We start from the raw sequence: 22,932 nt of genomic DNA on the forward strand, positions 1-22,932 counted from the left end.
GACCCGCCGTTGGGGTAAATGGGTGGTGCCCTACGCGGCGCTGTGGGCCACGATGCTGATCGGCGGTGTGGTGGTGCTGGTCCTGGCCCTGCTAAGCGCCGAGGTCTACGACAACGTGGTGGACGACGCCGGCCTGGCCAACCTGGACAAGCCCACCCTCGGGATGATGGAACAGTTGCGCAGTCCCGCCCTCGACTCGTTCGTCACGGGATTCACCAATATCGGCGGCGGGATCGGGATGCCCATCCTGGCCAGCCTGCTTACGGCGGCGCTCATCTGGGCCAGCCGGACCTGGCGGCCGCTGATCCTGATCGGAGGCGCCGCCGCGGTCTCTGTGACGGCAACCGCCATCGGCAAGAAACTGATCGGCCGGACCCGCCCGGACCACACCGACGCCGTGCCGCCTTATGAGTCATCGCCGTCGTTCCCCAGCGGCCACACGCTCAATACCACTGTGGTGATCGGCCTGGTGGTGTACCTCGCATGCCTGCAGATCACACGCACCATCGCCCGGGTGGGCCTGATAGCGGCCGGCGCGGTCTTCATCTTCGCGATGGGAATGAGCCGGGTCTATCTGGGCCACCACTGGATGACCGATGTAATCTTCGGCTGGATTCTGGGCCTGGCATGGGTCGGGATAGTGATCCTGGCCCACCGGCTCTTCCACGTCCTGCGGCACCGCGAACAGGCCGGTCCAGCCCCGACGTTTGACAACGAGGTCCACCTTAACGCCGACGCCACCGGCGGCAGCACTGCGGGTGAGGAGCGCGACGCCGGCGCCCCCGGTCCCACGGGCAGGACCCCATCCGCCGGGTGATAGTTTTGACCCATGCGCACTTTCGTTGTGGACCACCCGCTGGTCGCCCATAAACTCACCGTTCTGCGGGACAAAAACACCCCGTCCCCGGTCTTCCGCCAGCTCACCGAGGAGCTCGTCACGCTCCTGGCGTATGAGGCCACCCGCGATGTCCGCACCCAACCGGTGACCATCGAGACGCCGGTCAGCACCACAGTTGGCACCGCCTTCACCAAACCGACTCCGTTGGTTGTCCCCATCCTGCGAGCCGGCCTCGGCATGCTCGAGGGCATGACCAAGCTGGTCCCCACCGCTGAGGTCGGTTTCCTGGGCATGGCCCGCGACGAAGAAACCCTGGACATCATCACGTACGCCGAGCGCCTCCCCGAGGACCTCACGGACCGGCAGATCTTCGTCCTGGACCCCATGCTTGCCACCGGCGGGACGTTGCGCGAGGCCATCAAGTTCCTCTTCAAGCGCGGCGCCTCCGATGTCACCTGCATCTGCCTGCTGGCCGCGCCGGAAGGCCTGGCGAAGCTGGAAGAAGAGCTGGCTGACGCCAACGTCACGATCGTGCTTGCTTCGATCGACGAGAAGCTCAACGAGAAGTCCTATATCGTCCCGGGTCTGGGCGACGCCGGCGACCGTCTCTACGGTGTGGCCGGCTGAGCCAGCGCCCGGCAGCAACACCGGCGCGGCGGACCTTCCCACCAGTGGGGGCCCGGCCTGCCGGGAAACTCAACACGGGACTGGCCTGAGCCCATGGACTGGAAACTCGAACTCATTTTAGTTCCCGTATCCGATGCCGGGCTCGGGCTGCTCGATCGCGTTCGGTGAGGGCCCCAGCGATGCACCGCCGGGTACGGCACCGACCCTGCAACTCGTGGTCAGCGACATTCAGGCCGCCCACAAGCAGCTCAAGGACAACGGCGTGGACGGCAGCGGCGTCGATGTCCAGGACTGGGGACATTTCCTCTACTTTGCCGATCCCGACGGCAACAAGTGGGCGGTGCAACAGCTCACGGCACGGTCAACCGGCTCCGGACAGCCAAGGGATCCGGAACATCCGGTTGGTACGCGGCAAGATGGGACGATGACTTCAGTTACCGGCACCGCGCTTCCGACCGCCTTCACCGTCCGGGCGGTGCTTTTTGACATGGACGGGACTCTCGTTGATTCCACCGCAGCGGTGGAACAGGTCTGGGGGGAGTTTGCTGCCCGCTATGGTCTGGACCTTGCCGAGATCCTGCGCACCTCCCATGGCGTTCAGGCAGCGGACACGGTGCGGCGCTTCGCGCCGGCGGGAGCCGACGTCGCGGCCCTCACCGCGGAACTGGGTGCCATGGAACGCGCCAGGACTGCCGGCATCGTGGCATTGCCGGGCGCTGCCGGGTTGCTGCGCCTGCTGCCGGCGGACGCCGTCGCCCTGGTGACATCGGCGGACCGGCTGCTGGCAGACATTCGGATGGCCGCCGCCGGTCTTGCCTTGCCCGCCACCGCCGTGACAGCAGATCTCGTCGGCCGCGGTAAGCCACACCCGGAAGGCTACCTGCGCGCGGCCGAACTGCTCGGAGTGGACCCGGCGGACGCTGTGGTTTTCGAGGACGCGCCGGCCGGCATCGCCGCCGGCCTGGCTGCCGGGATGCGGACGGTGGCGGTAGGCCCGAACCCCGGCGAACTGCCCGACGGCGTGCTGCGCATCGCCGATTACTCAGCCGTCTTGTGCGAGGTCGGGGTCGACGACGCCGGCCGCAGCATCATCTCTTTCCGGCTGTGAAACCGTGGCCCCGTTTCGAAGGGCCGGTGCCTCCGCCGCAGCTCAGTACCAGTTGTTCGCGTAGTGGAAGTTCAGCGCCCCGCACGGTGAGCCGTAGCGTTCCTGGACGTAGTTCAGTCCCCAGTTGATCTGCGTCCGGTAATTCGTGAGGTAGTCGGCGCCTGCGCTGGCCATCTTCTCGGCCGGGAGGGACTGAACCACGCCGTAGGCGCCGCTGCTCGGGTTGGTGGCAGTAGTCTTCCAGTCAGACTCCTTGGTCCAGAGTTTGACCAGGCACTGCATCTGGCCGGCGTCCCAGCCGTGGGCACCCAGTTGGCTGGCCGCATAAGCCTGCGCTCCGGCGGGATCGTCAACGGCAACAGGAACCGGCGCGGGCTCCGGCGCCGGTGCGGCGGCGGGGGCCGGTAACTCGGCAGGCTTAACCTCGGCGACCGGGGCCGGGGTATCGGCCGGCGGGCTGACGGTCTGGTTCGCCACCAGGACGCGTTCAAAGTCGAGGTGCTGCAGCGGATCCGCGCTGACTGCCGATTTTGTGGCGCTGCTGGCGCTGCTGGCGTTGCGGGTGGCTGTCTCCGACGCTTGGCCGGCGGCGCCGGCTCCCACGAGCACTGCACACGCCGCTGCGACAACTGCCGCCCGGCGGCCGGTGGAGCCCAGGCCGGTGGTGAACCGGGACAGGGCCGACGCCGGTTTGGCGGGCTCGGCGCGGTGTCGCGACGGCTTGGAGCGCCTCTTTACATCGCCCTCAGGGCGTGTTTGTACCGTGAATTCAGTCATGGTCGCCTCTCAACGCCTGCGGAGTTAGCTGTCGGGTTCGGATGAGGTCACCCGGCCGCACGGAATCTCACGTGACGGCTTCACCCCAAGGGCGCAATGTGCAGAAATGCCCGGGAACTCTGGGTCCCCCGCCTCTGCCTAATCCAGCGGAATCCGGGAGGCGGCAGAGTTTGGCGTGCATCCGGATATGCGGTCCGAGTGATGACCGCACGCTAAAAACGGTACAGGACCGGAACGCCAATGTCACATTTCGATAACAGGAGCGGCGGGTTCGGCGCGGCGGATTGCTTCGCGGATTAGCTGGAGCGGCGGGGTGTCCGGTCCTCGGCCGGAGCGTCCGGCAGCCGAACGGTGAACTCGGTCCGGCCCGGCACCGACGTTACGCTGACAGTGCCGCCATGGGCTTCGACAATCGACTGCACAATTGACAATCCCAGCCCGCTGGTGCCCTCAGACGACGCGGCAGTTCGGGCCGGGCCGGCAGCCGCGGCGGCGAGGGGTGAGTCCGCACCCGGTGCGGACGGCAGCCGGTGTGCGCGCAGCGGCACGAGCGGGCGCGGCCGGCCGGATACCGGCGTTGTACCGGTTGCAGGATTCCTGCGCGACGCATCCGCGCGCGTAAACCTCGAAAAGACCCGGTCCACGAACTCCGGGGCGATCCCGGGGCCGTTGTCCGTTACGGTCATCACGGCGGTGCCGTCGGGAGCCCGCTGCACAGCTGTCACCACGGTGGTGCCGGTTCCAGTGTGCTTGCGTGCGTTGGAGAGCAGGTTGGCCAGAACCTGGTGGAGCTGGGTCGTGTCGCCGCGGACCACCACCGGCTCCGCTGGGAGCTCCAAGTGCCATACCCGGTCCGGTGCCATCACTTTTTCGTCGCTCACCGTCTCGATGGCCAGCTGGGTGAGGTCCACGTCGCTGAGGCGGAGCGGCCGGCCCTCGTCCAGCCGGGCAAGCAGGAGCAGATCCTCCACCAGGGTGGTCATCCGCTCGGACTGGCTCTGCACCCGGGCCAGGGACTTCTCGCCGTCTGGGGTGAAGTGTTCGGTCATCCGCATCAGTTCGGTGTACCCGCGGATCGCCGTCAGGGGTGTGCGCAGCTCGTGCGAGGCGTCTGCGACAAACTGGCGGACCTTCATTTCGCTCTTCTGCCGGGCTTCGAGTGCGTTGGATACATTGTCCAGCATCAGGTTCAGGGCGTGGCCAACACTGCCCACCTCGGTGCCGGGATGTGCTGCGGATGCGGGCACCCGCATGGCAAGTCCGACTTCTCCGGCGTCGAGGGGGAGGCGGGACACTTTCGTGGCCACCTCGGAGAGCTGATCGAGCGGCTTCATGGTGCGGCGAATCAACGCCGTGCCGGCGAGGCCAATGACAACAAGGCCGCCCGCAGAGACAAGCACCATAGTCCAAACCAAAGAGGCCAGCGTGTTCAATTTCTCGGTGAGCGGCAGCCCGGTCACGATCACGCCGCCGTCCGGGGCCGTGAAGGCTACCAGCCGGTAGGCCCCGGCGGAAAGAGATCGGTTGACCGGCTCGCTGCTCGCAGGGAGCGACAGGAGAGCTGCGTTGTCCTCCCTGGTCAGGGACTTTCGGGTGGCGTCTTCGGCGAGGAAACCGGCGCCGCGTACCGAGCCGGCCACGATCCTGGCGTTAAGGGTCCCGATTCCCTGGCCCCGGGCCTCAAGGGGGTCGGCGCGGCCGCCGGTGCGGCCAAACTCGCGGGCACGGTCCGCGGCTTGCGCGAGTTGTGTGTCGAGCTGCCTGGTCAGGAAGGAATCCATCGAGGCGTAACTGACTAGGCCGACAGCACCGCAGATCGCCACCAGAAGGGCCATGGCAACCAGAACAAGCCGGGTGCGCAGGTGCCAGCTGGAAGGGGTGTGCCACACGGGTCCGGCGGGGCCGGCCCTGCCGGAACGGACAGGCACGATTCAGTCCGCCGGCTTCAGGACATAGCCGGCGCCGCGGACCGTGTGGATCATTGGCGGGTGGACGGCGTCGACCTTTTTGCGGAGGTAGGAGATGTAGAGCTCCACGATGTTGGCCTGCCCGCCAAAGTCGTAGTCCCAGACACGGTCCAGGATTTGGGCTTTGCTGACGACCCGTTTCGGGTTCTCCATGAGGTAGCGCAGCAGCTCGAACTGGGTGGCCGTGAGGTGGAGCTCGTCACCTGCGCGCCGCACTTCCCGTGTGTCGATGTTCAAGACAAGGTCCCCGACGACGAGTTCGGCCGTATCCATTGCTGCCACCCCGGACCGCTGGACCAGCCGGTGCAGGCGGAGCAACACTTCCTCCATGCTGAACGGCTTAGTCACGTAGTCGTCGCCGCCGGCAGCCAGCCCGGTGATGCGGTCCTGGACGTCGTCCTTTGCCGTCAGGAACAAGGCCGGTAGCTCCGGCGCGAAGGCCCGGATCCTGCCGAGGAGCTCGACGCCGTCGAACCCGGGCAGCATCACGTCGAGCACCAGGACGTCGGGCCGGAATTCCCGGGCGAGCTTCATGGCCTCCGGTCCGTCGGCGGCGACAGCCACCGACCAGCCCGCCATTCGCAGGCCCATGCTCATCAGCTCGGAGAGGCTCGGTTCATCGTCCACTACCAGGGCGCGGATGGGGGAGCCGTCCGGATGGCTCAGCTGCGGGAGGTTGTTGGTCATGGAGTGCGAGGTGGCCATGGGACAACTCTCCGATCTGCCGGTTAGCTACGCCTTTGGTGATCCTGTGCGGCACCTGTGAATCCCACCCTAGCGAGCTGGAGAGGAGACTGCCCACGGCAGCGTCCTGCTGATGCGGTCGCCAAGATAAGCCGCTGGGCGGTCGCCAAGCTGCGTGATCCCGGGTCCGGGCGCTTCCCGGCAGCAGGATGACCACCAGGTGGGACGGCAGCCCCGCGTGGAGTGGCGGCCCAGTAGTCACTCAACTCGCCAGCAAAGAATTATGCATGCTCGTTGTCTCGATTTGCCGAATAGGATTCGCAAAAGGCGGCATTTGCTTACTGATCGTAAAATCTGTTGCTCGACTCGCCCTCTTGGCCGAAGCGTGATCCGCGCCACATTGTGGATATTCGTCTCAGAATGTGGAATCCAGGAGCCTTTGTTACTTGCAAGTTTTCATTGTTACGTTGCACACTTCAATTGTGAACAAGAACTCAACAGCACCTGCAGCCGCAGTTTCCTGGATCAGCGCACCCGCTGACGCAGGGAAGCGCTGTTGTCGAATGCACGCCTAACCTTTACACCCCAAAGGTTTCTAGGCATTCGCCCCAGCCCAGTGTCGGGCGCCCCTCCCCAGTATTCATTGCGGGGAAAAGTAGCATTCGAGCCGCGATGACGGCCATTCACATTGAGGTAAGCAATCCATGTCAGTTGCATCCGGATACGTCCACATCTCCGTCCGTAACGCCGGCAAAGCCGGCCAGACCTCCGGTATTCGCCAAGGCTTCGGCGACAGGGCATCCTTCGCGCCCGCCGGCTCCGGAAACAGCTTCCCCACTCCGGGTTTTGCACCCCAGGGCTACAACCCCAACTCCTATGGACAGCTCCGGGCTGTTCCGCCGGCACCGGCCACTGCGCCGACGCCCGTGATTGCCCCTGCCGGCGGCAGCCCCCTCCGCCCCGTCCCGGTTGACAACGTCGCCCGGGGTTTTGTGCTCTACATGGGTATCGATGAGGAGACAGCAGCGGCTGCCGGCACCTCCATTGCCAAGCTGGCCCAGGAAATCCGGGCCTACGCCCAGTCGCTGGTATCCGGTGCCGAAAGCTACGCCGCCGTCGCCGTCGCACCGGCCAGCGCGCCGGGCTCCGCCCTCGACGTCGTCCGTTCCACCTTCGGCGACCCCACAGTGGGCTCCCGCCAGCGGTCCGAGAGCGCCCGCCTGCAGCAGCCGCAGGATCCGCGCCCGTCCGGTGTGCTGATCGACCTTGCCCGCCGTGAAGTGGCACTCGACGGCGAATCCCTGAACCTTACGTTCAAGGAGTTCGAGCTGCTCAACTACCTCGTTGAGAACGGCACCCGTACCGTAGGCCGTGATGAATTGCTGGAGGGCCTGTGGCGCAATGCCGAAGAAGTGCCCAACGAGCGGACCATCGACGTCCACATCCGCCGCCTGCGCTCCAAGCTCGGCCGCCTCGCCAACACGGTGCGGACGGTCCGCGGCCAGGGTTACCGGTTCTATGAGCACCCGGAAGTTGTGGTCTGGGCCGCACCGGAGTACTCGATCTAGCGTTGGGCCCACACGCCCCACGCGAAAGCGTCCGTCCTTTGAACCGGGGCGGGCGCTTTTGCGTTTCCGGATTGAGCGGACCGGGTGATACCCCGCACTAGGATTGATCCATGAGCGCGCATCACATCAAACGGCTGGTGATCATGCGCCATGCCAAGGCGGATTGGCCCGGCGGCGTAGCGGACCATGACCGGCCGCTGGAAGAGCGCGGTCACCGTGATGCTCCGCAGGCCGGTAAGTGGCTGCTGAAACATGGTGTGGTCCCGGACTTTATTCTTTGCTCCAGCGCCCTGCGCACGCGGCAGACCTGCACTTGGGTTTGCAGCGAATTAGGCGACAAGGCACCGACGCCGAAACTTGAGCACGGACTTTACGCCGCCTCGGCGTCGCGGATGCTGACAGTCATCAACCACGTCCCGGATACCGTTACCACCCTGATGGTGATCTCGCACATGCCCGGAGTGCAGGACCTCGCGATGCACCTCGCGTCCCGGGACTCGAGCCACGATGCCTACATGGATGCCGCCACGCGATACCCCACCAGTGCGCTGACCGTTATGGAGACGGAGAAGTCCTGGGCCGAACTGGACGGCCAGGACGCGAGGCTCACGCACTTTAAGGTTCCCAGGGCTACATAATCCCCGGCCGACGTCGTCTCAGCGGTCCGGCAGCCTGGAAACAGGCCCGAACTGCCGGCCGGATCGATGCCGGCGCAGCCCATCAGCGGTGTGTCCTTCAGCTCGACGGGTTCCTCTGCGCCTGCGTCCCTGCTAGTGTCTGCCTCATCCACTCTGAAGGAGTTCCTGATGGCACGGAAAGTACGCACTGCCGATCAGAAGATCTCCCGGCTGAGGGCATACAACATCGTGGCCGGCTCCCTGCATCTGGTGCAGGCCCTCGGCTTCGCCTACGTACTGACCCTGCTGGGCAGCCAGGTCACCTTCGCGGTCACGGCCGACTACCTCAGCGGTCCTCCCGGTGTTCCGCTGCCGCCTGAGCGGGTAACTCTGTTCGATGTGAACGTGGGTCTGGGAGTAGTGGCGTTCCTGGCGTTGTCTGCCGTGTTCCATTTCCTCATCTCATCGCCGTGGTTCTTTCCCCGCTACGCGGCCGGCTTGAAGGCGAATCACAACTACTTCCGCTGGGTCGAGTACTCGCTAAGTTCGTCGATCATGATCTGGCTGATCGCCCAGATTACCGGCATCACGGATATCGCGGCGCTGTTCTCGATCTTCGCCGTCAACGCGGCGATGATTATGTTCGGGGCCCTGCAGGAAAAGTACGAAACACCCGGCAACGGAAGGTTCCTGCCGTTTGTCTTTGGCTCGATCGCGGGCGTGGTGCCGTGGATCGTGATCATCATTTACTTCTTGGCTCCGGGCTCCACCACGGAGGCCTCCCCGCCGGCCTTTGTCTACGGGATCATCATTTCGCTGTTCCTGTTCTTCAACACGTTCGCAATAAACCAGCTGCTGCAGTACCGGCAGGTCGGCGGCTGGCGGGACTATCTGCGCGGCGAGCGGGCCTACATTACGCTGAGCCTTGTCGCCAAGACCGCGCTGGCCTGGCAGGTTTTTTCGGGCGCGATTATCCCGGCACTCACCTAGCCGAGCGGCCGAGGGAACGCCCGGCGGGCCACCAGCGGGCGGCGGTCACTTCCGGATACCGGGAAATCCACCGGCCATTGCCGCAACAGGTGAAATGTGTTTCACTGTTCGTGGAGGGGAGTATCCCCTGGATGTTTCGTCGTCAGCCCGGCCGCCCCTGAGCGGCCCGGCGGAGCAGGCCCCCTTTGGGCCGGGAAAGACCTCCGGTTGGTTAGAGCTGACTGGAAGCGGGTATCCCCATGAATGTTCCCTTTTGGGCTTGGCTGGCTGTGCTTGGCGGCATCGTCCTGATGCTTGCGGTCGACCTGTTTGCCCACCGCCGCGCACACGTGATCCGTGTCCGGGAAGCGGCCCTATGGTCCGCGGTCTGGGTTGTTGTCGGGGTTGGTTTCGGCGCCCTGATCTGGCAGATTTACGGCCAGGAGTTTGGCCAGCAATACTTCGCCGGCTACCTGATCGAGAAATCCCTCGCCGTCGATAACGTGTTCATCTGGGCAATTATCTTCACGTACTTCGCGGTACCCCGCGAATACCAGCACCGGGTCCTGTTCTTCGGGGTCCTCGGCGCGCTGGTCTTCCGTGGCGTTTTCATCGCCGCGGGCGCGGTAATCATCGCCAGTGCCGAATGGGTGCTGTACCTCTTTGCAGCGTTCCTGCTCATCACCGGCTACCGGATGATCCGCCACCGCAACGACGTGCTTGACCCGGAAAAGTCCCGGGCACTGAAACTTTTCCGCCGGCGTGTGCCCATGACGGACGACTTCCACGGCCAGCGCTTCCTGATCCGCAAGGACGGCGTCCTGCTGGCCACCCCGCTGCTCGCGGTGCTGGCCCTCATTGAGGTCACCGACATCATTTTCGCCGTGGACTCCATCCCCGCGATCTTCGCCGTCACCGACGAAGTGTTCCTGGTCTTCACCGCCAACGCGTTCGCCATCCTGGGCCTGCGGGCAATGTACTTCCTACTCTCTGACATGATCCACCGCTTCATCTACCTCAAAATCGGACTCGCGCTCGTCCTGATCTGGGTAGGCATCAAAATGTTCCTTAAGATCGACCTCTACTACATCCCCACACCGCTGTCTCTGGCCGTCATCGCCACTATCCTGGCGGTGTCCATCGGAATCAGCCTCTGGGCCACCCGGGGCCAAGAACGCACGGTTCCCGAGGCGCCGGCATCCTCCCCGTTCGGAACCGCCTCGGCTGCGGAGATCGCCGAGCTGGAACCACTGTGGGGACGCGCGCGCCAGCGCACGGAAGCAACAACCACGGCCACCGCCGATGCCCCCGGCAACGGTGACACCGGCGGTTCCGCGGACGCGCCGGGTCCGGGTCCGGGTGAACGCAGATGAGCGGACACGAACTATTGCTTATGCCGCATCCGCAATCCGATCCCGCCAGCGCACACGTCAGCCAGGAGCAACCATGACCGTTCCGCCCAGCAGACCAGTCACGATCCTGAATCAAATGATCCGCGCCGAGCCGGCCGCATCCCCACGCCCGGCCTGGACCTTCCTCACGAACCACGGACATGTCCTTTTGGCCGTGGCGACGGATCCGCGGCTGCGGGTCACTGACATCGCCGAACGAGTCGGCATAACGCCACGTGCAGCCCTGCAGATCCTCAAGGACCTGGAAACCGGAGGGTACCTGCACCGCACCCGCGTCGGACGGCGCACCCAGTACGCCATCGAACCCCATCAGCACTTCCGCCACCCCACCACCGCGGCCCGGGAAATCGACGGACTCATCGAGCTATTCTCCGAACCGTGAGCCGCGACCCGGGCCAAGCCATCCCACAATTCTTCCGGACGGGATGGTCACGAGCCGGGCAGACGATCCCGCCGGGCATGCCCGGCGGCCGGCGCTGAGCCGGGGTATGCCCGCCCGGGGGCCGGCGCTGAGCCGGGGTATGCCCGGCGGGGGGCCGGCGCACCGAAGTTCAGCGGCGCGTCGACGACCGTGCCGGGGTGCGTTCCACTGATTTGGCGGGGCCTTTGGCAACGGACTTTGTGCCGGTGGTTCGCCCGGCGGACGGGGCCGGACGCCTGGCTCCCGGGGCTGCAGGCCGCGGGGCAGGAGCGCGTGCCGGCGGCGCTGCGGACCGTGGTGCCGGCCGCTGGCTGGCAGTCCGGGAGGGTGCGCGGCGGCCGGCCGGGGCTTTGGAAGCGGTGCCCCGCGCGGCCGTCGGACGGCGGCCGGGAACGGAACCGCGGGGCCGCGGTTGCCTGCCCCGCCCCGGGAGGACGGTTCCGGCAACCAGCAGCAGCAGGGTAGCTGCGCCGGCCGCGGCGGCGAGGTAGAAGTACAGGTCCGGGTGGTCCGAATCCACCGGAGCCGACATCGCATCCGGATCAGCGTTGAAGGCCAATCCCCACTGTCGCAGGAACGCTATGCCGAAGGCGATAAACAGCATGCTCCCGATCCCGCTGGCTGCCAGCGTCCGGTGCCGCCGGCGGATGACCACCTCGGAAACGCAGGCCACATAGGCTGCCCCGGCGGCCGCCAGGAACCACAGGAACACCGTTTCGTGGAGTGTGATGCCAGCCAACGCCAGAAGCGCCAGGGCGGCGAGGAACGCACCGATGGCAAACTTGCCGCTGTTACTCATGTGGCCCATGTGAATCATCATCCCCGAGCGGGGCTACTTTGCAACGTAGCCGCGCATGGAGGTCATAATGGCGCCGACGCTTTGCTCGCGGGTCCGCTCCGGGTTGTAGGCCTGCCGGTCCAGGCCAACTACGAAGCAGGCCCCCAGGATGGCGGTCTCCAGGCTGCCGCGGGACACGGCAGGATCCACCGGGTAGACGGCCGCCACCGCATCGATCGCCGCTCCGACTACTTCCAGCAGCCGTCCGCGGAGCTCGGCGAACGTCTCCTGCCATTCACTTGGGGTACGCCAGTTCTCGCTGACCCACAGCCTCGCGAAGGAGGGGTATTCAGCCATAAAGTCCATGGCCCGGCCGATCATAACGTCCATTTGTTCCAACGGATCCCCGGATTCATCCCGAACGCTGAGCAGCCCGGTCAGCAGGATGTCCACGCCGTAGCGGAGCAACTGGGCAATCAGATCGGACTTGCTGCCGAAGTTGTAGTACACGGTTCCTTTGGAAACGCCGGCCGCCGCAGCAATCTCATCCACCGTGACGCCGGCGGCCCCGCGTTCACCGATCAGCTCCATCGAGGCCTCGAACAGCTTCTGCTTGGTGGCGTTGGTCCGTCCGGGGCGGAGCTTCTTGTCGCCGGACTCCACTTCGCTCATACTGTGATCTCCGGTTTCAGGGTCTTGAGGGTCCAGAACTTGTGCTTGTGAACGGCCAGCGTGGACAGCGCCGCCCCCAGCACGGTGTAACCAAGCAGGCCCGCCGCCGTGGGCACGATCATTGACAGGTCGGCGCCGTAGATCAGGTGCCGCATTCCGGACACCACGTATCCCATTGGCAGGACCTCGTGGACAACGTGCAGCGGCGGGGGAGTGGTCTGCCAGGGGAAAGTTCCGCCGGAGGAGACCAGCTGCAGGACCAGAAGGACAAGAACCACAAATTTCCCCGGAGTTCCCAGCAGTGCCACCACACCCTGGATGATGGCGGTGAAGGCCATCGCGGCAGCCAGCATAAACAACCACATCAGGACGGGGTGAACGGGGTTGAGGCCCAGCGCTACGTCGACCACGAGGGTGAGCAGGCTTGCCTGGACCACCGCGACGGCCAGGAAGGGCAGCCAGCCGCCTACGGCGATCTTCCACGACGGGGCGTTGGATGCCAGCGCCCGCTGCGTGATCGGCCGCATTGCCTGGACCAGCATAAATATCCCGATCCATAGTGCCAGCGTCAGGAAGAACGGGGCCAGGCCCGCACCATAGGAAGCGGCCTTGGCCTGCGAGACGTTGCTGACCGCCACTGGGTCAGCGATCACCTTGGACAGGCTGCTTTTTTGGGAGTCGTTGGGGTTCGGGACCTGGCCGGCACCCTTGGCGAGTTCGGCGGCGAGGGTGCCCGCGCCGTCGGCTGCCGTCGCCGTTCCACTTTCCAGCTGCGCGGCACCGTCGTCGAGTGTTTGCGCACCTCCGGAGAGTTTTGCGGCACCGTCCAGGGCGCTTTGCTCACCGGCGGCGAGGCCGGACGCGCCGGCGGCCAGCTGGTCCGCGCCGGTGGATGACTGGCTAATGGCGCTGCCGAGGGCCGGGGTTGCTTCCGCAAGCCGGGACGCTCCTGCGCTGACAGCCGCTGAGCCGTCCGCCAGCTGCTGGATCTGCCCTGCGGCTGACTTGAGCGCGGCCGCAGGTCCCGGGGAGGCCGGCGGGGCGGCATTTGCGTCGAAGTCCGCGAGGATGAGACCGGCCTGGGCCGGGGTGATGCTGCCGGCCGCGACGAGCCGGTCATTGGACGCGAGGACGCGGCCGCGCTGGGCCTGGGCGGTCGCCTGCTCGGTGGCTGCCAGCTGCCCTGCGAGTCCCTGTACCTTCGTGTTCAGCGCCGCGTTTCCGGCGGCGATCTGCGCGGCGCCGTCGGCCAGGGTCCGGGAATCGGCAGGCAAGGTGGCGGTTTTGTCCTTGAGCTGGGACAGTCCGCTGCTGAGCTGGTCCGCCCCGGTGTTGAGGGCGGTGGCCCCGTCCCGGAGTTTGAGCTGGCCGGCGTAGAGCTCGGCGGCGCCGCTCTTGAGATCGCCGGTGCCCTGGTGGAGGGCGAACGCCCCCTCGCGGAGCTTGGCGACTCCGCCGGCGAGTTGCCCGGCGCCGTCGGACGCCTTGACCATCTGGGTGTGGATGGTGCCAAAGCCGGTCAGCAGTTCGTTGGCCGTTTCCTCGCCCACCTCCTTGGCCACCGTTGAGTGCACGGCGGTGGTCAGCTTGTCCACAACGGTGCTGAGCACATAGCTGTTGGCATCGTTGGTGGTGACATTCAGCATCGCCTGGTTTGCGGCGTCAAAGCTGCCCGGCGAGACGAGATTGGCCGAGAAGTCCCTGGGAATCTTGAGCGCGAACGAGTACTTGCCGCTGTTCACGCCCTGGTCTGCTTCTTCGGCAGTGGCTACGGTCTGCCAGTTGAAGACGTGGGCCTCGACCAGGCTGTCTGCGACCGTCTTTCCGGTTTCCAGCCGGGTTCCGTCGCTGGCGGCCGCCCCCGTGTCCTCGACCACCAGGGCGGCGTCGATCTGGTCCAGGTTCCCGTAGGGATCCCAGTTGGCGTAGAGATACACCGCGCCATAGAGCAACGGCACCAGGGTCAGGGCAAGGATGGTCAGCTTCGGCAGGAGTCCGCCGGTCATACGCTTGAGTTCGGAGCGGGCCAGCCGCAGAACAGTCACTGTGAGTCCTCGGTTTCGAGCAGGATTGATGGGTGGTCCCGGTGCTTTCCGGGAGGGATGTCCATTTTCCGAGTGTCGGACGTGCCGGACGTGCCGGACGTGTCGGCGTCAGCGGGTGCCACCGCCGCCGGTGCAGCTGCGGGCGCAGCCTCAACGGCGTTCCCAATGGCGGCGAAGGGTCCGGTCCAGCCGACCGGAAGCGCTGCGACCGTCGCGACGACGGCGAGCGGCCGTCCGCCGTCGTACGCCAGTTCCTGCAGCCGGGGCAGCCAGTCGCCGGAATCCGCGCTGTGCCGGTCCGGGGAGTCGATGACCAGGAGATCCGTGCGGGGATTCGCCAAGGCCAGTGCGGTGAGCAGTTCGACGCGCCGCCGGGCCGGAATCTCCTCGGTCCACAGATCGGCAATGTCCTCGAAGCGGTTGACCTTGAGCCAGGGTTTGCTGAGCAGCGCTCCGCGATAACGCCGGGGGACAAGCGCCAGGTCCTCGGTGACCAGATCGCCCACGCTGAGATGCTGTTCGGGCTCGTTGACACCCGGGGAGTCCACCAGGGAGCTGGCCAGGCGGAGGCGCTTGATCTTGGGGTTGCCGTCCCAGCTGATCACTCCGCCGGAGGGCCTCATCCGGCCGCTGAGTGTGAGCGCGAGTGCGGTCCGCTGGTCCTGGCCGTCGCCTTCCACCAGAAGCAGCTCCCCGGGGAGCACCTCAAGGGAGGTGGGCGGAAGCAGGTCATTCCGGCGGCCGTTCACCTGGAGGTGTTGCGCGGAGAGCATATAAGCCTTTCGGGTCGGGTCTCCTCCAAGGCTAACTGAACTGACTGGTCAGTTCAAATAAGAATCCTCCCGTGTGATCAACTGATCACAGGCCGTACGCTTCGAGCAGCCGGAGCCACACCTCACTGATGGTGGGGTAGGACGGGACGGCATGCCAGAGCCGGTCCAGCGGAACTTCTCCGACGATGGCAATGGTCGCGGCGTGCAGCAGTTCGGCCACGTCCGGTCCCGCGAACGTGGCGCCGAGCAGGACCGTGCGCTCTTCATCGATCACCAGCTGGGCCCAGCCCTCATAGTGCTCGGCGTGGAGCGCGGAACCGGCCACCTGGATGGGCAGCTGCACGGAAGTGGCGCGGTAGCCGTCCTTGTGGGCCTGGTCCACACTCCGGCCCACACTCGCCAGTTCGGGATCCGTGAAAACGACATTGGGGACGGCGTGCTCGTCTGCTGTCTGGGCGAAGCGGCTCCACGGGGCCGGATCGCCTGAGAGCTCGCCCTTGGCGCGGGCGGCAATCGCATCGCCGGTGGCCCGGGCCTCATACTTGCCTTGATGAGTCAGCATGACCTTGCCCGCTGCATCGCCGACGGCGTAGAGCCACGGGTCCCCGCCGTTCCCGGCCAAACCCGTGACCAGGCCGGTGGAGTCGGTGCTCAGCCGGAGACCTTTGCCGTCCGCGGCGACAAGGCCAACACTTTCCAGTCCAATCCCCGCCAGGGCGGGATGCCGGCCGGTGGTGACCAGGACTTTGTCGGCTGTCACGGAGCTGCCGCCCGCCAGCTCGAGGGTGAGCGAGCCGTCGCTGTTTTCCCGGACGCTTTTGGTTCCGGTGTGCAGGCGGAGATCGACGCCGTCCGCACGCAGTCCGGCGGCGACCAGGGAGCTTGCCTCCGCCGGGAAAGAGCCGAGCAGGCTGCTGCGGGCCACCACTGTCACGGCGGAGCCCAGCCGGGCGAAGGCCTGGGCGAGTTCGGTGCCTGCCACGCCGCCGCCGAGCACCGCCAGCCGCTCCGGGATGACCTTCGCGGACGTTGCTTCGCGGGTGGTCCAGTAATCCACCTGGGACAGGCCTTCGAGCGGCGGCACGGTTGGTGCGGACCCGGTTGCCACCACCACTGCGTGCCGCGCCGTGAGCGAGTATCCGTTGCCGTCCAGTCCCGCGACCTCGACGCTGCGGCTGCCGGTGATCCAGCCATGGCCGCGGATGAGTTCGATCCCGGCGTCCGCTACCCAGGTGACCTGGCCGTCGTCCTGCCAGTTGGACGTAAAGGAGTCGCGGCGCTTCAGGACGGCGGCTACGTCCAGGGTCCGGGTGACTGCTTCCGCTGCACCGGGAACGGTCTGGGTGCCGTGCAGGGCGGTACCCGGCCGCAGCAGCGCCTTGGAAGGCATGCAAGCCCAGTAGGAGCATTCGCCGCCGACGAGTTCCGCCTCGATCAGCACTGCGGTCAGCCCGCCCCGGACCACACGTTCCGCCACGTTCTCGCCCACGGCACCGGCGCCGATCACAATGACATCGAATTCCTGTTTTTGCTGTGCCGTCATGGCAAAAGCCTAACCCCCGCGAGGTCCGGCCGGGCCGTCCGCAGCGGGCACGCCGGGGCTGGGCCCGCCGGTGGGTTAAACAGAAGATCCGCACCGGCAGGCCGGTGCGGATCTTCTTCTCTGTGCGCCCAAAGGGATTCGAACCCCTGACCTTCTGTTCCGTAGACAGACGCTCTATCCAGCTGAGCTATGGGCGCATTTTCTGTTCCTGGAACTTCTCGCTCCCTGAACCTCGAATTACTTTACGCGAGAGGGGGCCGCGGTGACAAATCGAAACAGGTGTAATATAGCTGACTAGACCGGTCTACGTGACCTTAGTCACAAAATAGCATCGGTCCGCAGTGTTGATTCCTTGAATTTCCGGGCTTTTTGAAATCCCTTCCCCCATTCACCCCACATACTGCCCCATTTTCGGGGGGTGATCTAGCCCTACATTTAGGACACACGACTGAACCCGAGGAAGGGAACCGTAATGGGAGATTTGGCGCGACTGCCGTTGCTTGAAAAGGCACCCACCACACATGCCGGGCTGCTGGCATGGGTTGAAGAGGTAGCTGAACTGACCCAGCCGGACCGGATCCACTGGGTAGACGGCTCCGAAGAAGAGAATACCCGGCTCACGGATGAACTCGTTGCCGCGGGCACACTGACCCGCCTGAACGAAAAGCTGTTCCCCAAATCTTTCGCGGCATTCTCCGATCCCGCCGATGTGGCCCGGGTCGAGGAGCAGACCTTCATCTGCTCGGAAAACGAACGTGATGCAGGCTTTACCAACAACTGGATGGCTCCGGTGGAGATGAAGGAGAAGCTGCGCGGCCTGTTCAGCGGCTCCATGCACGGCCGCACCATGTACGTCATCCCGTTTGTTATGGGCCACCTTGACGCCGAGGATCCCAAGTTTGGTGTGGAGATTACGGACAGCGCGTACGTTGTCGCCTCCATGCGCATCATGGCCACGATCGGCACCGAGGTGCTGGAGAAGATCACCGCGACCAATGCCTTCTTCGTCCCGGCACTGCACTCCCTGGGCGCACCGCTGGCCGCCGGCCAGGAAGACGTTGCCTGGCCCTGCAATCCGGACAAGTGGATCGTGCACTTCCCGGAGGAGCGCTCGATCTGGTCCTTCGGCTCCGGCTACGGCGGCAACGCCCTGCTGGGCAAAAAGTGCTACGCCCTGCGCATCGCCTCCGTGATGGCCCGCGATGAGGGGTGGCTTGCTGAGCACATGCTCATCCTCAAGCTGACCTCGCCGGAGAAAAAGAACTACTACATCTCTGCCGCGTTCCCGTCGGCCTGCGGCAAAACCAACCTCGCCCTGCTGGATCCGACCATCGAGGGTTGGGGCGTCGAAACCCTTGGCGACGACATCACCTGGATGCGGATCGGCAAGGAAGGTGAATTGCGGGCCACCAACCCGGAGGCCGGGCTGTTCGGCGTCGCCCCCGGCACCGGCTGGGGTACCAACCCCAACGCCATGCGCGCCATCGCCAAGGGCCACAGCATCTTCACCAACGTGGCCCTGACGGACGACGGCGGCGTCTGGTGGGAGGGGATGACGGACGAGGTTCCCGCGCACCTGACCGACTGGCAGGGCAACTCCTGGACTCCTGGTTCGGACCAGCCTGCAGCCCACCCGAACTCCCGCTTCTGCACCCCGATATCACAGGTCGACATGCTGGCCGAGGAGTACTACAGCCCCGATGGTGTGGAGCTTTCCGCGATCCTCTTTGGCGGCCGGCGCAAGACCACTGTGCCCCTGGTTACCCAGGCCCGGAGCTGGACCAATGGCATTTTTATGGGCTCCACCCTGTCCTCGGAAACGACCGCCGCGGCGGCCGGCAAGGTCGGTGTGCTGCGGCGCGACCCGATGGCCATGCTCCCGTTCATCGGCTACGACGCGGGGGACTACCTCAAGCACTGGATCAGCGTCTCCGGGAAGGCTGATCCCGAACGCCTGCCGCACATCTTCCTGGTCAACTGGTTCCGGCGCACCGCCGAGGGCGGCTTCGCCTGGCCCGGCTTCGGCGACAACGCTCGGGTCCTCAAATGGGCCATCGAGCGGATCGAAGGCAAGGCGGAGGCCGTGGAAACCCCCATCGGCTTCGTCCCGGCCGGGCACTCCCTGGATCTGACCGGACTGGACCTCACGCACGCTCATGTCGAAGACGCCGTCCGCGTGGACCGCGAGGAGTGGGACACCGAACTCGCCTCGATCGAAGAGTGGTACGCGAGGTTCGGTGACTCCCTGCCTGAGGCCCTGCGCTCCGAACTCGAAGGCCTGAAGGAACGCATGGCCGCCCACTAGCAGCGGGCTGATCTGACGACGGCGGCCCCGCACCTTGCGAAAAGGTGCGGGGCCGCCGTCGTTCCCTCGCCGGGGTCTACGAAGCCAGGGCGGTGGGATCTAGCTTGCGAGCCAGATGTCCGGACCAAATACCTCGTAGTGGATCTTGGTCGCCGGGATACCAGCGTTGATGGCCTCGTTGCGGATGCTCTTCATAAAGGGCAGCGGGCCGCACAGGTACAGCGAGGCGTTGGCCGGAAGGTCCACTTCGCGCAGCGACATAAAGCCGTTCTTGGCACCGGCTGCCGGGCTCTCGAGCCAGAGCTGGAGGTCGGCACCGTCGAGGCGTTCGACGTCGTCGGTCATCTGGCTGCGCAAAGCCCAGGACTCCAGGTCGCTTTCCGCGTGCAGGACCAGGACCTGGCGGTCCGAGCCGGCGTCCGCGAGGGAGCGCAGGATCGAGGCAGTCGGTGTGCAGCCGATGCCTGCGGAGGCCAGCACAACGGGGCCTTCGCCTTCCTTAAGGGTGATTTCACCATAGGGGTTGGAGATCTCGAGTATGTCGCCCACCCGGACGTTGTTGTGCAGGACGGGGGAGACTTCGCCGCCGTCGTCCTTTTTGGTGGTGAAGGTGCGGCTGGTGCCGGCGCTGCCGGACAGCGAGTACTGGCGGACCTGGCGCAGCCCGTCCGGCAGTTGGACCTTGACGCTCACGTACTGCCCGGCGAGGGCCTCAGTGACAGGGGTGTCGTCGGCCGGTTCCAGGGTGAAGGTCGTGGAGCCGGTCCCGGCAGCGGCCTTGGCGGCGACCCGCCACGGGCTCCACATCGTGCCGTTGGCCTGTGCGGCATAGAGGCCCTTTTCGAGCTTGATCAGCGCATCCGCCATGAGCCAGTAGACCTCGGTCCATGCATCGGCGATCTCCGGGGTGATCACCTCGGCAAGGTCCTCGGCGATGGCGGCAAAGAGGTGCTCGTAGACCACCTGGTACTGGGGTTCGGTGATGCCGAGGGAAGCGTGGCGGTGGGCGATGCGGGCGAGCACCGTCTCGGGCAGGGTGCCGGGGTTGTTCACCAGGTGGGTGGCGAACGCGGCGATGCTCCCGGCCAGCGCCTGCTGCTGGTTGCCGTTGCGCTGGTTGGAGCGGCTGAAGAGTCCGTCCAGCAGTTCCGGGTGTGCTGCGAAGAGTCGGGCGTAGAACTTGGGCGTGATTTCACCGATCCGGGAACCGACCAGGGGAAGGGTGGCCTCGATCACGGGGAAGGATTTGTCCGAGAGCATTGGGACTCCTGAGATAGTGGCCCGGGTCTGTAACCGGACCGATGAAAATACATGTATTTGAAATGCAAGTATTTATACTTCAGTTTTACAGCGTGTAGAAAACAACTTCAAATCGGGTGGATTCCCGGGCGCGGCGACTGGGTGCTGGGGTGGGGCGGGCGAAGCGGGGGTTCAGAGGCCCGGGCGCAGGCCAATCACCTGGAACACCGGCGCCATCTGCCGGGAGGTGGGCAGCGATGCGACCACCAGATCGTCAAGTTCGAGGTAGAAGGCCTCGCGGGCCCGTGCGAGGGCGCCGCGGAGGCGGCATTCGTTAATCAGCGGGCACACTCCGCCGGTAGAGACGCAGTCGGCAGGGTCAAGGCGTGTGTCCAGCTGGCGCAGGAGCGCCCCGACGGTGGCGGTCCGGCCGGCGCTGCTGAGCCGGGCACCGCCGTGCCGGCCGCGTTCGACGTCGATCATGCCCAGTTCGCGCAGCTTCGCCATCGCCTTACTGACATGGTTGTACGGCGTGGCGACGGCGTCGGCGACGCTCTGGGTGGTGAGGAGTCCGCCGTCGGGAGCCGCGGCGAGCACCATCATGGCCCGCAGGCTCACATCCGCGAAGGCGTTAATCTTCATAACACCAGTTTACCGGCGGTCTAGTCCACCCAAACGACGGGCTCGTTGGTGTCGGCGGAGAGCTCGCCGAATTCCAGCTCACGGGTCGCAGGGTTGGCGGCGTAGGGCAGGACCGCGGCAAACAGCGAGCCGTCACGATGCTCAGCGGCCACGTGGATGGCGTCCGAAGCTTCTTCCAGCAGGGTGATGTCACAAACGATTGCCGCGGCACGGAACTCGTCCCGGTGCTGCCTCAGCAGTTCCGTGAGGTCGCTGATCATCGAGTCCGCGTCAAAATCGGCGTCGGTACCCTCGTCTGCGTCGGCGGGGGTGACGGCGACGAGCCGGACCTCGCCGTCGTTCTCCACCACCAGGGCGAATGGCAGGAAGCCGCCGTTGCGCTCAAGCTGCTCCTGGGCGGCACCGACCCCGGTGCCGAGCAGGTTCTCCAGATCGGTGGCGCTGGCTTCCGGGACGGTGCCGCGCCAGGAATTAGGAGCGGAGGGGGCAGATGTCTCCGAGGGCAGTTCCGACACGCGCCTAGCCCCGGACCAGTGCCAGGACGCGGTCGCGGACCCGCTCCATTGTGGCCTTGTCCGTCGCCTCGACGTTCAAGCGGAGGAAAGGCTCGGTGTTGGAAGGGCGGAGATTGAACCAGTAGCTGCCGTCGGTGGCAATGAAGGTGCTGCCGTCGAGGTAGTCGATCTCGACGTCCTCGGAATGGAAGTCGTGGCGGACCCGTTCCACGGCGCCGGCCTTGTCTTCGATTTCCGAGTTAATCTCGCCGGAGGACCGGTATGGCTCGTACTCGCGGCCGAGCTCGGACAGCGGGCCGGCCTGCTCCCCGAGGGCCGCGAGGACATGCATCGCGGCGAGCATGCCGGTGTCCGCGTTCCAGAAGTCGCGGAAGTAGAAGTGCGCGGAGTGTTCGCCGCCGAAGACGGCCCCTTCTGCTGCCATCTCGGCCTTGATGAACGAGTGGCCGACGCGGGTGCGCACTGCCCGGCCGCCGTGGCGCGCCACCAGCTCGGGGACGGCGCGGGAGGTCAGCAGGTTATGGATGACAGTGGGGTTCTCCTCGCCGAGTCCCTGCGCGCGGGCAATTTCGCGGCGGGCCACCATGCCGGTGATCGCGGACGGCGAGACCGGTTCGCCGTTCTCATCGATGACAAAGCAACGGTCGGCGTCGCCGTCGAAGGCCAGCCCGATGTCTGCCCCGTGTTCGAGGACGGCAGCCTGCAGGTCACGCAGGTTCTCGGGCTCCAGCGGGTTGGCGGGGTGGTTCGGGAACGATCCGTCGAGCTCGAAGTACAGCGGAATGATTTCGAGGGGGAGCGCGGGCAGCAGGGTGTCCCCGAGCACCGCGGGCGTGGTGAGGCCGGCCATGCCGTTGCCGGCATCGACGACGACTTTCAGCGGGCGGTTGCCGGCAAGCTCCACCAGGCTGCGGAGGTACTCGGCGTAGTCCTTCAGGACGTCATGGACGCCGATCAGGCCGCGGGCGGCGGCGGCGGGGATCGAACCGGCGTTGAGGTATTCCTCGGCGCGGGCCTGGATTTCCTTGAGTCCGGATTCGGAGGAGATCGGCTCGGCGCCGGCCTTGGCCATTTTGATGCCGTTGTACGCGGCGGGGTTGTGGCTGGCGGTGAAGGTGGCGCCGGCTGCATTGAGCGCGCCGCAGGCGTAGTAGAGCTCATCGGTGGAGATCAGGTCGAGCAGCTGGACGTTGGCCCCGCGCCGGGCGGCACCGTTGGCGAAGGCCTTGCTGAATTCGGGGGAGGAGGGGCGCATATCGCCGCCGACCAGGACCATTTCGCCTTCCAGCTGCAGGACGTCAACGAACGCTGCGCCCACAGCCTCGACGATCTCCGCGGTGATTGACTCGCCGACAATGCCGCGCACGTCGTAGGCCTTGAAGGAGGCCGAAAGGTCAAAAGTCTTCGTCTTTTCCGTAGTCACGCGTCTTAT

At 65.8% G+C, this 22,932-nt stretch carries 21 protein-coding genes, 1 tRNA gene, 1 pseudogene and 1 riboswitch; of the genes and pseudogenes, 10 read left to right on the plus strand and 13 right to left on the minus strand.

The window, feature by feature from the left end; genetic code table 11:
* The first annotated feature begins 52 nt into the window (after positions 1-52).
* The 4 genes and pseudogenes from QI450_RS00955 (at position 53) to QI450_RS00965 (ending at position 2,573) form a co-directional block, all read left to right on the plus strand.
* Complete coding sequence (locus QI450_RS00955) at positions 53-817, plus strand: phosphatase PAP2 family protein (RefSeq protein WP_226773704.1); 765 nt, start codon at positions 53-55, stop codon at positions 815-817.
* Between the two features lie 12 nt (positions 818-829).
* Positions 830-1,465, plus strand: a complete 636-nt coding sequence (gene upp / locus QI450_RS00960) for a uracil phosphoribosyltransferase (protein ID WP_226773684.1) — start codon at positions 830-832, stop codon at positions 1,463-1,465.
* Positions 1,466-1,558: 93 nt separating this feature from the next.
* Positions 1,559-1,817 (plus strand): annotated as a pseudogene (locus QI450_RS18070) (VOC family protein); the annotation flags it as partial.
* A 72-nt stretch (positions 1,818-1,889) separates the two neighbouring features.
* The gene (locus tag QI450_RS00965) at positions 1,890-2,573 is read left to right on the plus strand and encodes an HAD-IA family hydrolase (protein ID WP_226773703.1); all 684 of its coding nucleotides are present in this window, start codon (positions 1,890-1,892) and stop codon (positions 2,571-2,573) included.
* Between the two features lie 42 nt (positions 2,574-2,615).
* Here QI450_RS00965 and QI450_RS00970 read toward each other — a convergent pair whose 3' ends face one another.
* From QI450_RS00970 to QI450_RS00980, 3 genes are all read right to left on the minus strand, one after another.
* The gene (locus QI450_RS00970) at positions 2,616-3,350 is read right to left on the minus strand and encodes a hypothetical protein (RefSeq protein ID WP_226773683.1); all 735 of its coding nucleotides are present in this window, start codon (positions 3,348-3,350) and stop codon (positions 2,616-2,618) included.
* A riboswitch (cyclic di-AMP (ydaO/yuaA leader) is annotated at positions 3,350-3,536 on the minus strand. (Overlaps the previous gene by 1 nt.)
* A gap of 110 nt (positions 3,537-3,646) precedes the next feature.
* Positions 3,647-5,278, minus strand: coding sequence for a HAMP domain-containing sensor histidine kinase (locus QI450_RS00975; RefSeq protein WP_226773682.1), 1,632 nt, complete (start codon positions 5,276-5,278; stop codon positions 3,647-3,649).
* A 3-nt stretch (positions 5,279-5,281) separates the two neighbouring features.
* Positions 5,282-6,022: a response regulator transcription factor gene (locus tag QI450_RS00980; RefSeq protein ID WP_226773681.1), complete on the minus strand. Its 741-nt coding sequence runs from the start codon at positions 6,020-6,022 to the stop codon at positions 5,282-5,284.
* A gap of 683 nt (positions 6,023-6,705) precedes the next feature.
* On the opposite strand from QI450_RS00980, the gene QI450_RS00985 reads away from it, so the two are divergent.
* The 5 genes from QI450_RS00985 (at position 6,706) to QI450_RS01005 (ending at position 10,949) form a co-directional block, all read left to right on the plus strand.
* Entirely contained in the window at positions 6,706-7,569 is an 864-nt protein-coding gene (locus tag QI450_RS00985; protein ID WP_226773680.1) for a winged helix-turn-helix domain-containing protein, read from the plus strand.
* A gap of 110 nt (positions 7,570-7,679) precedes the next feature.
* A complete protein-coding gene (locus QI450_RS00990; RefSeq protein ID WP_226773679.1) occupies positions 7,680-8,207 on the plus strand; it encodes a histidine phosphatase family protein in 528 nt (175 codons plus the stop codon).
* Between the two features lie 168 nt (positions 8,208-8,375).
* Positions 8,376-9,176, plus strand: coding sequence for a heliorhodopsin HeR (heR, locus tag QI450_RS00995; RefSeq protein WP_226773678.1), 801 nt, complete (start codon positions 8,376-8,378; stop codon positions 9,174-9,176).
* Positions 9,177-9,415: 239 nt separating this feature from the next.
* On the plus strand, positions 9,416-10,528 hold the full coding sequence (locus tag QI450_RS01000) for a TerC family protein (RefSeq protein WP_282468075.1): 1,113 nt from the start codon (positions 9,416-9,418) through the stop codon (positions 10,526-10,528).
* 115 nt (positions 10,529-10,643) lie between these two features.
* Complete coding sequence (locus tag QI450_RS01005; protein WP_226773702.1) at positions 10,644-10,949, plus strand: winged helix-turn-helix domain-containing protein; 306 nt, start codon at positions 10,644-10,646, stop codon at positions 10,947-10,949.
* 169 nt (positions 10,950-11,118) lie between these two features.
* On the opposite strand, the gene QI450_RS01010 is transcribed toward QI450_RS01005, so the two are convergent.
* From QI450_RS01010 to QI450_RS01035, 6 genes are all read right to left on the minus strand, one after another.
* Entirely contained in the window at positions 11,119-11,787 is a 669-nt protein-coding gene (locus tag QI450_RS01010) for a hypothetical protein (RefSeq protein ID WP_226773676.1), read from the minus strand.
* A gap of 33 nt (positions 11,788-11,820) precedes the next feature.
* Positions 11,821-12,438, minus strand: coding sequence for a TetR/AcrR family transcriptional regulator (locus QI450_RS01015; RefSeq protein ID WP_226773675.1), 618 nt, complete (start codon positions 12,436-12,438; stop codon positions 11,821-11,823).
* A complete protein-coding gene (locus QI450_RS01020) occupies positions 12,435-14,483 on the minus strand; it encodes a YhgE/Pip domain-containing protein (RefSeq protein WP_226773674.1) in 2,049 nt (682 codons plus the stop codon). Before QI450_RS01020 ends, QI450_RS01015 begins: the two co-directional genes overlap by 4 nt.
* Positions 14,480-15,256, minus strand: coding sequence for an ABC transporter ATP-binding protein (locus tag QI450_RS01025; RefSeq protein WP_226773673.1), 777 nt, complete (start codon positions 15,254-15,256; stop codon positions 14,480-14,482). The genes QI450_RS01020 and QI450_RS01025 overlap by 4 nt, the downstream gene beginning before the upstream one ends.
* 85 nt (positions 15,257-15,341) lie before the next feature.
* A complete protein-coding gene (locus QI450_RS01030) occupies positions 15,342-16,799 on the minus strand; it encodes an NAD(P)/FAD-dependent oxidoreductase (protein ID WP_226773672.1) in 1,458 nt (485 codons plus the stop codon).
* 123 nt (positions 16,800-16,922) lie between these two features.
* Positions 16,923-16,996: transfer RNA gene (locus QI450_RS01035), tRNA-Arg, on the minus strand.
* Positions 16,997-17,271: 275 nt separating this feature from the next.
* On the opposite strand from QI450_RS01035, the gene QI450_RS01040 reads away from it, so the two are divergent.
* Complete coding sequence (locus QI450_RS01040; protein ID WP_226773671.1) at positions 17,272-19,104, plus strand: phosphoenolpyruvate carboxykinase (GTP); 1,833 nt, start codon at positions 17,272-17,274, stop codon at positions 19,102-19,104.
* A gap of 99 nt (positions 19,105-19,203) precedes the next feature.
* On the opposite strand, the gene QI450_RS01045 is transcribed toward QI450_RS01040, so the two are convergent.
* From QI450_RS01045 to QI450_RS01060, 4 genes are all read right to left on the minus strand, one after another.
* Positions 19,204-20,364, minus strand: a complete 1,161-nt coding sequence (locus tag QI450_RS01045) for a globin domain-containing protein (protein ID WP_226773670.1) — start codon at positions 20,362-20,364, stop codon at positions 19,204-19,206.
* A gap of 171 nt (positions 20,365-20,535) precedes the next feature.
* Positions 20,536-20,985: an Rrf2 family transcriptional regulator gene (locus QI450_RS01050; protein WP_226773715.1), complete on the minus strand. Its 450-nt coding sequence runs from the start codon at positions 20,983-20,985 to the stop codon at positions 20,536-20,538.
* A gap of 20 nt (positions 20,986-21,005) precedes the next feature.
* Positions 21,006-21,500: a hypothetical protein gene (locus tag QI450_RS01055; RefSeq protein WP_226773716.1), complete on the minus strand. Its 495-nt coding sequence runs from the start codon at positions 21,498-21,500 to the stop codon at positions 21,006-21,008.
* A 4-nt stretch (positions 21,501-21,504) separates the two neighbouring features.
* Positions 21,505-22,923: a phosphomannomutase/phosphoglucomutase gene (locus QI450_RS01060; protein ID WP_226773717.1), complete on the minus strand. Its 1,419-nt coding sequence runs from the start codon at positions 22,921-22,923 to the stop codon at positions 21,505-21,507.
* Positions 22,924-22,932 lie beyond the last annotated feature (9 nt).

Origin of the sequence: Arthrobacter sp. EM1, assembly GCF_029964055.1 — a bacterium.
In the GTDB taxonomy this organism is placed as follows: domain Bacteria; phylum Actinomycetota; class Actinomycetes; order Actinomycetales; family Micrococcaceae; genus Arthrobacter.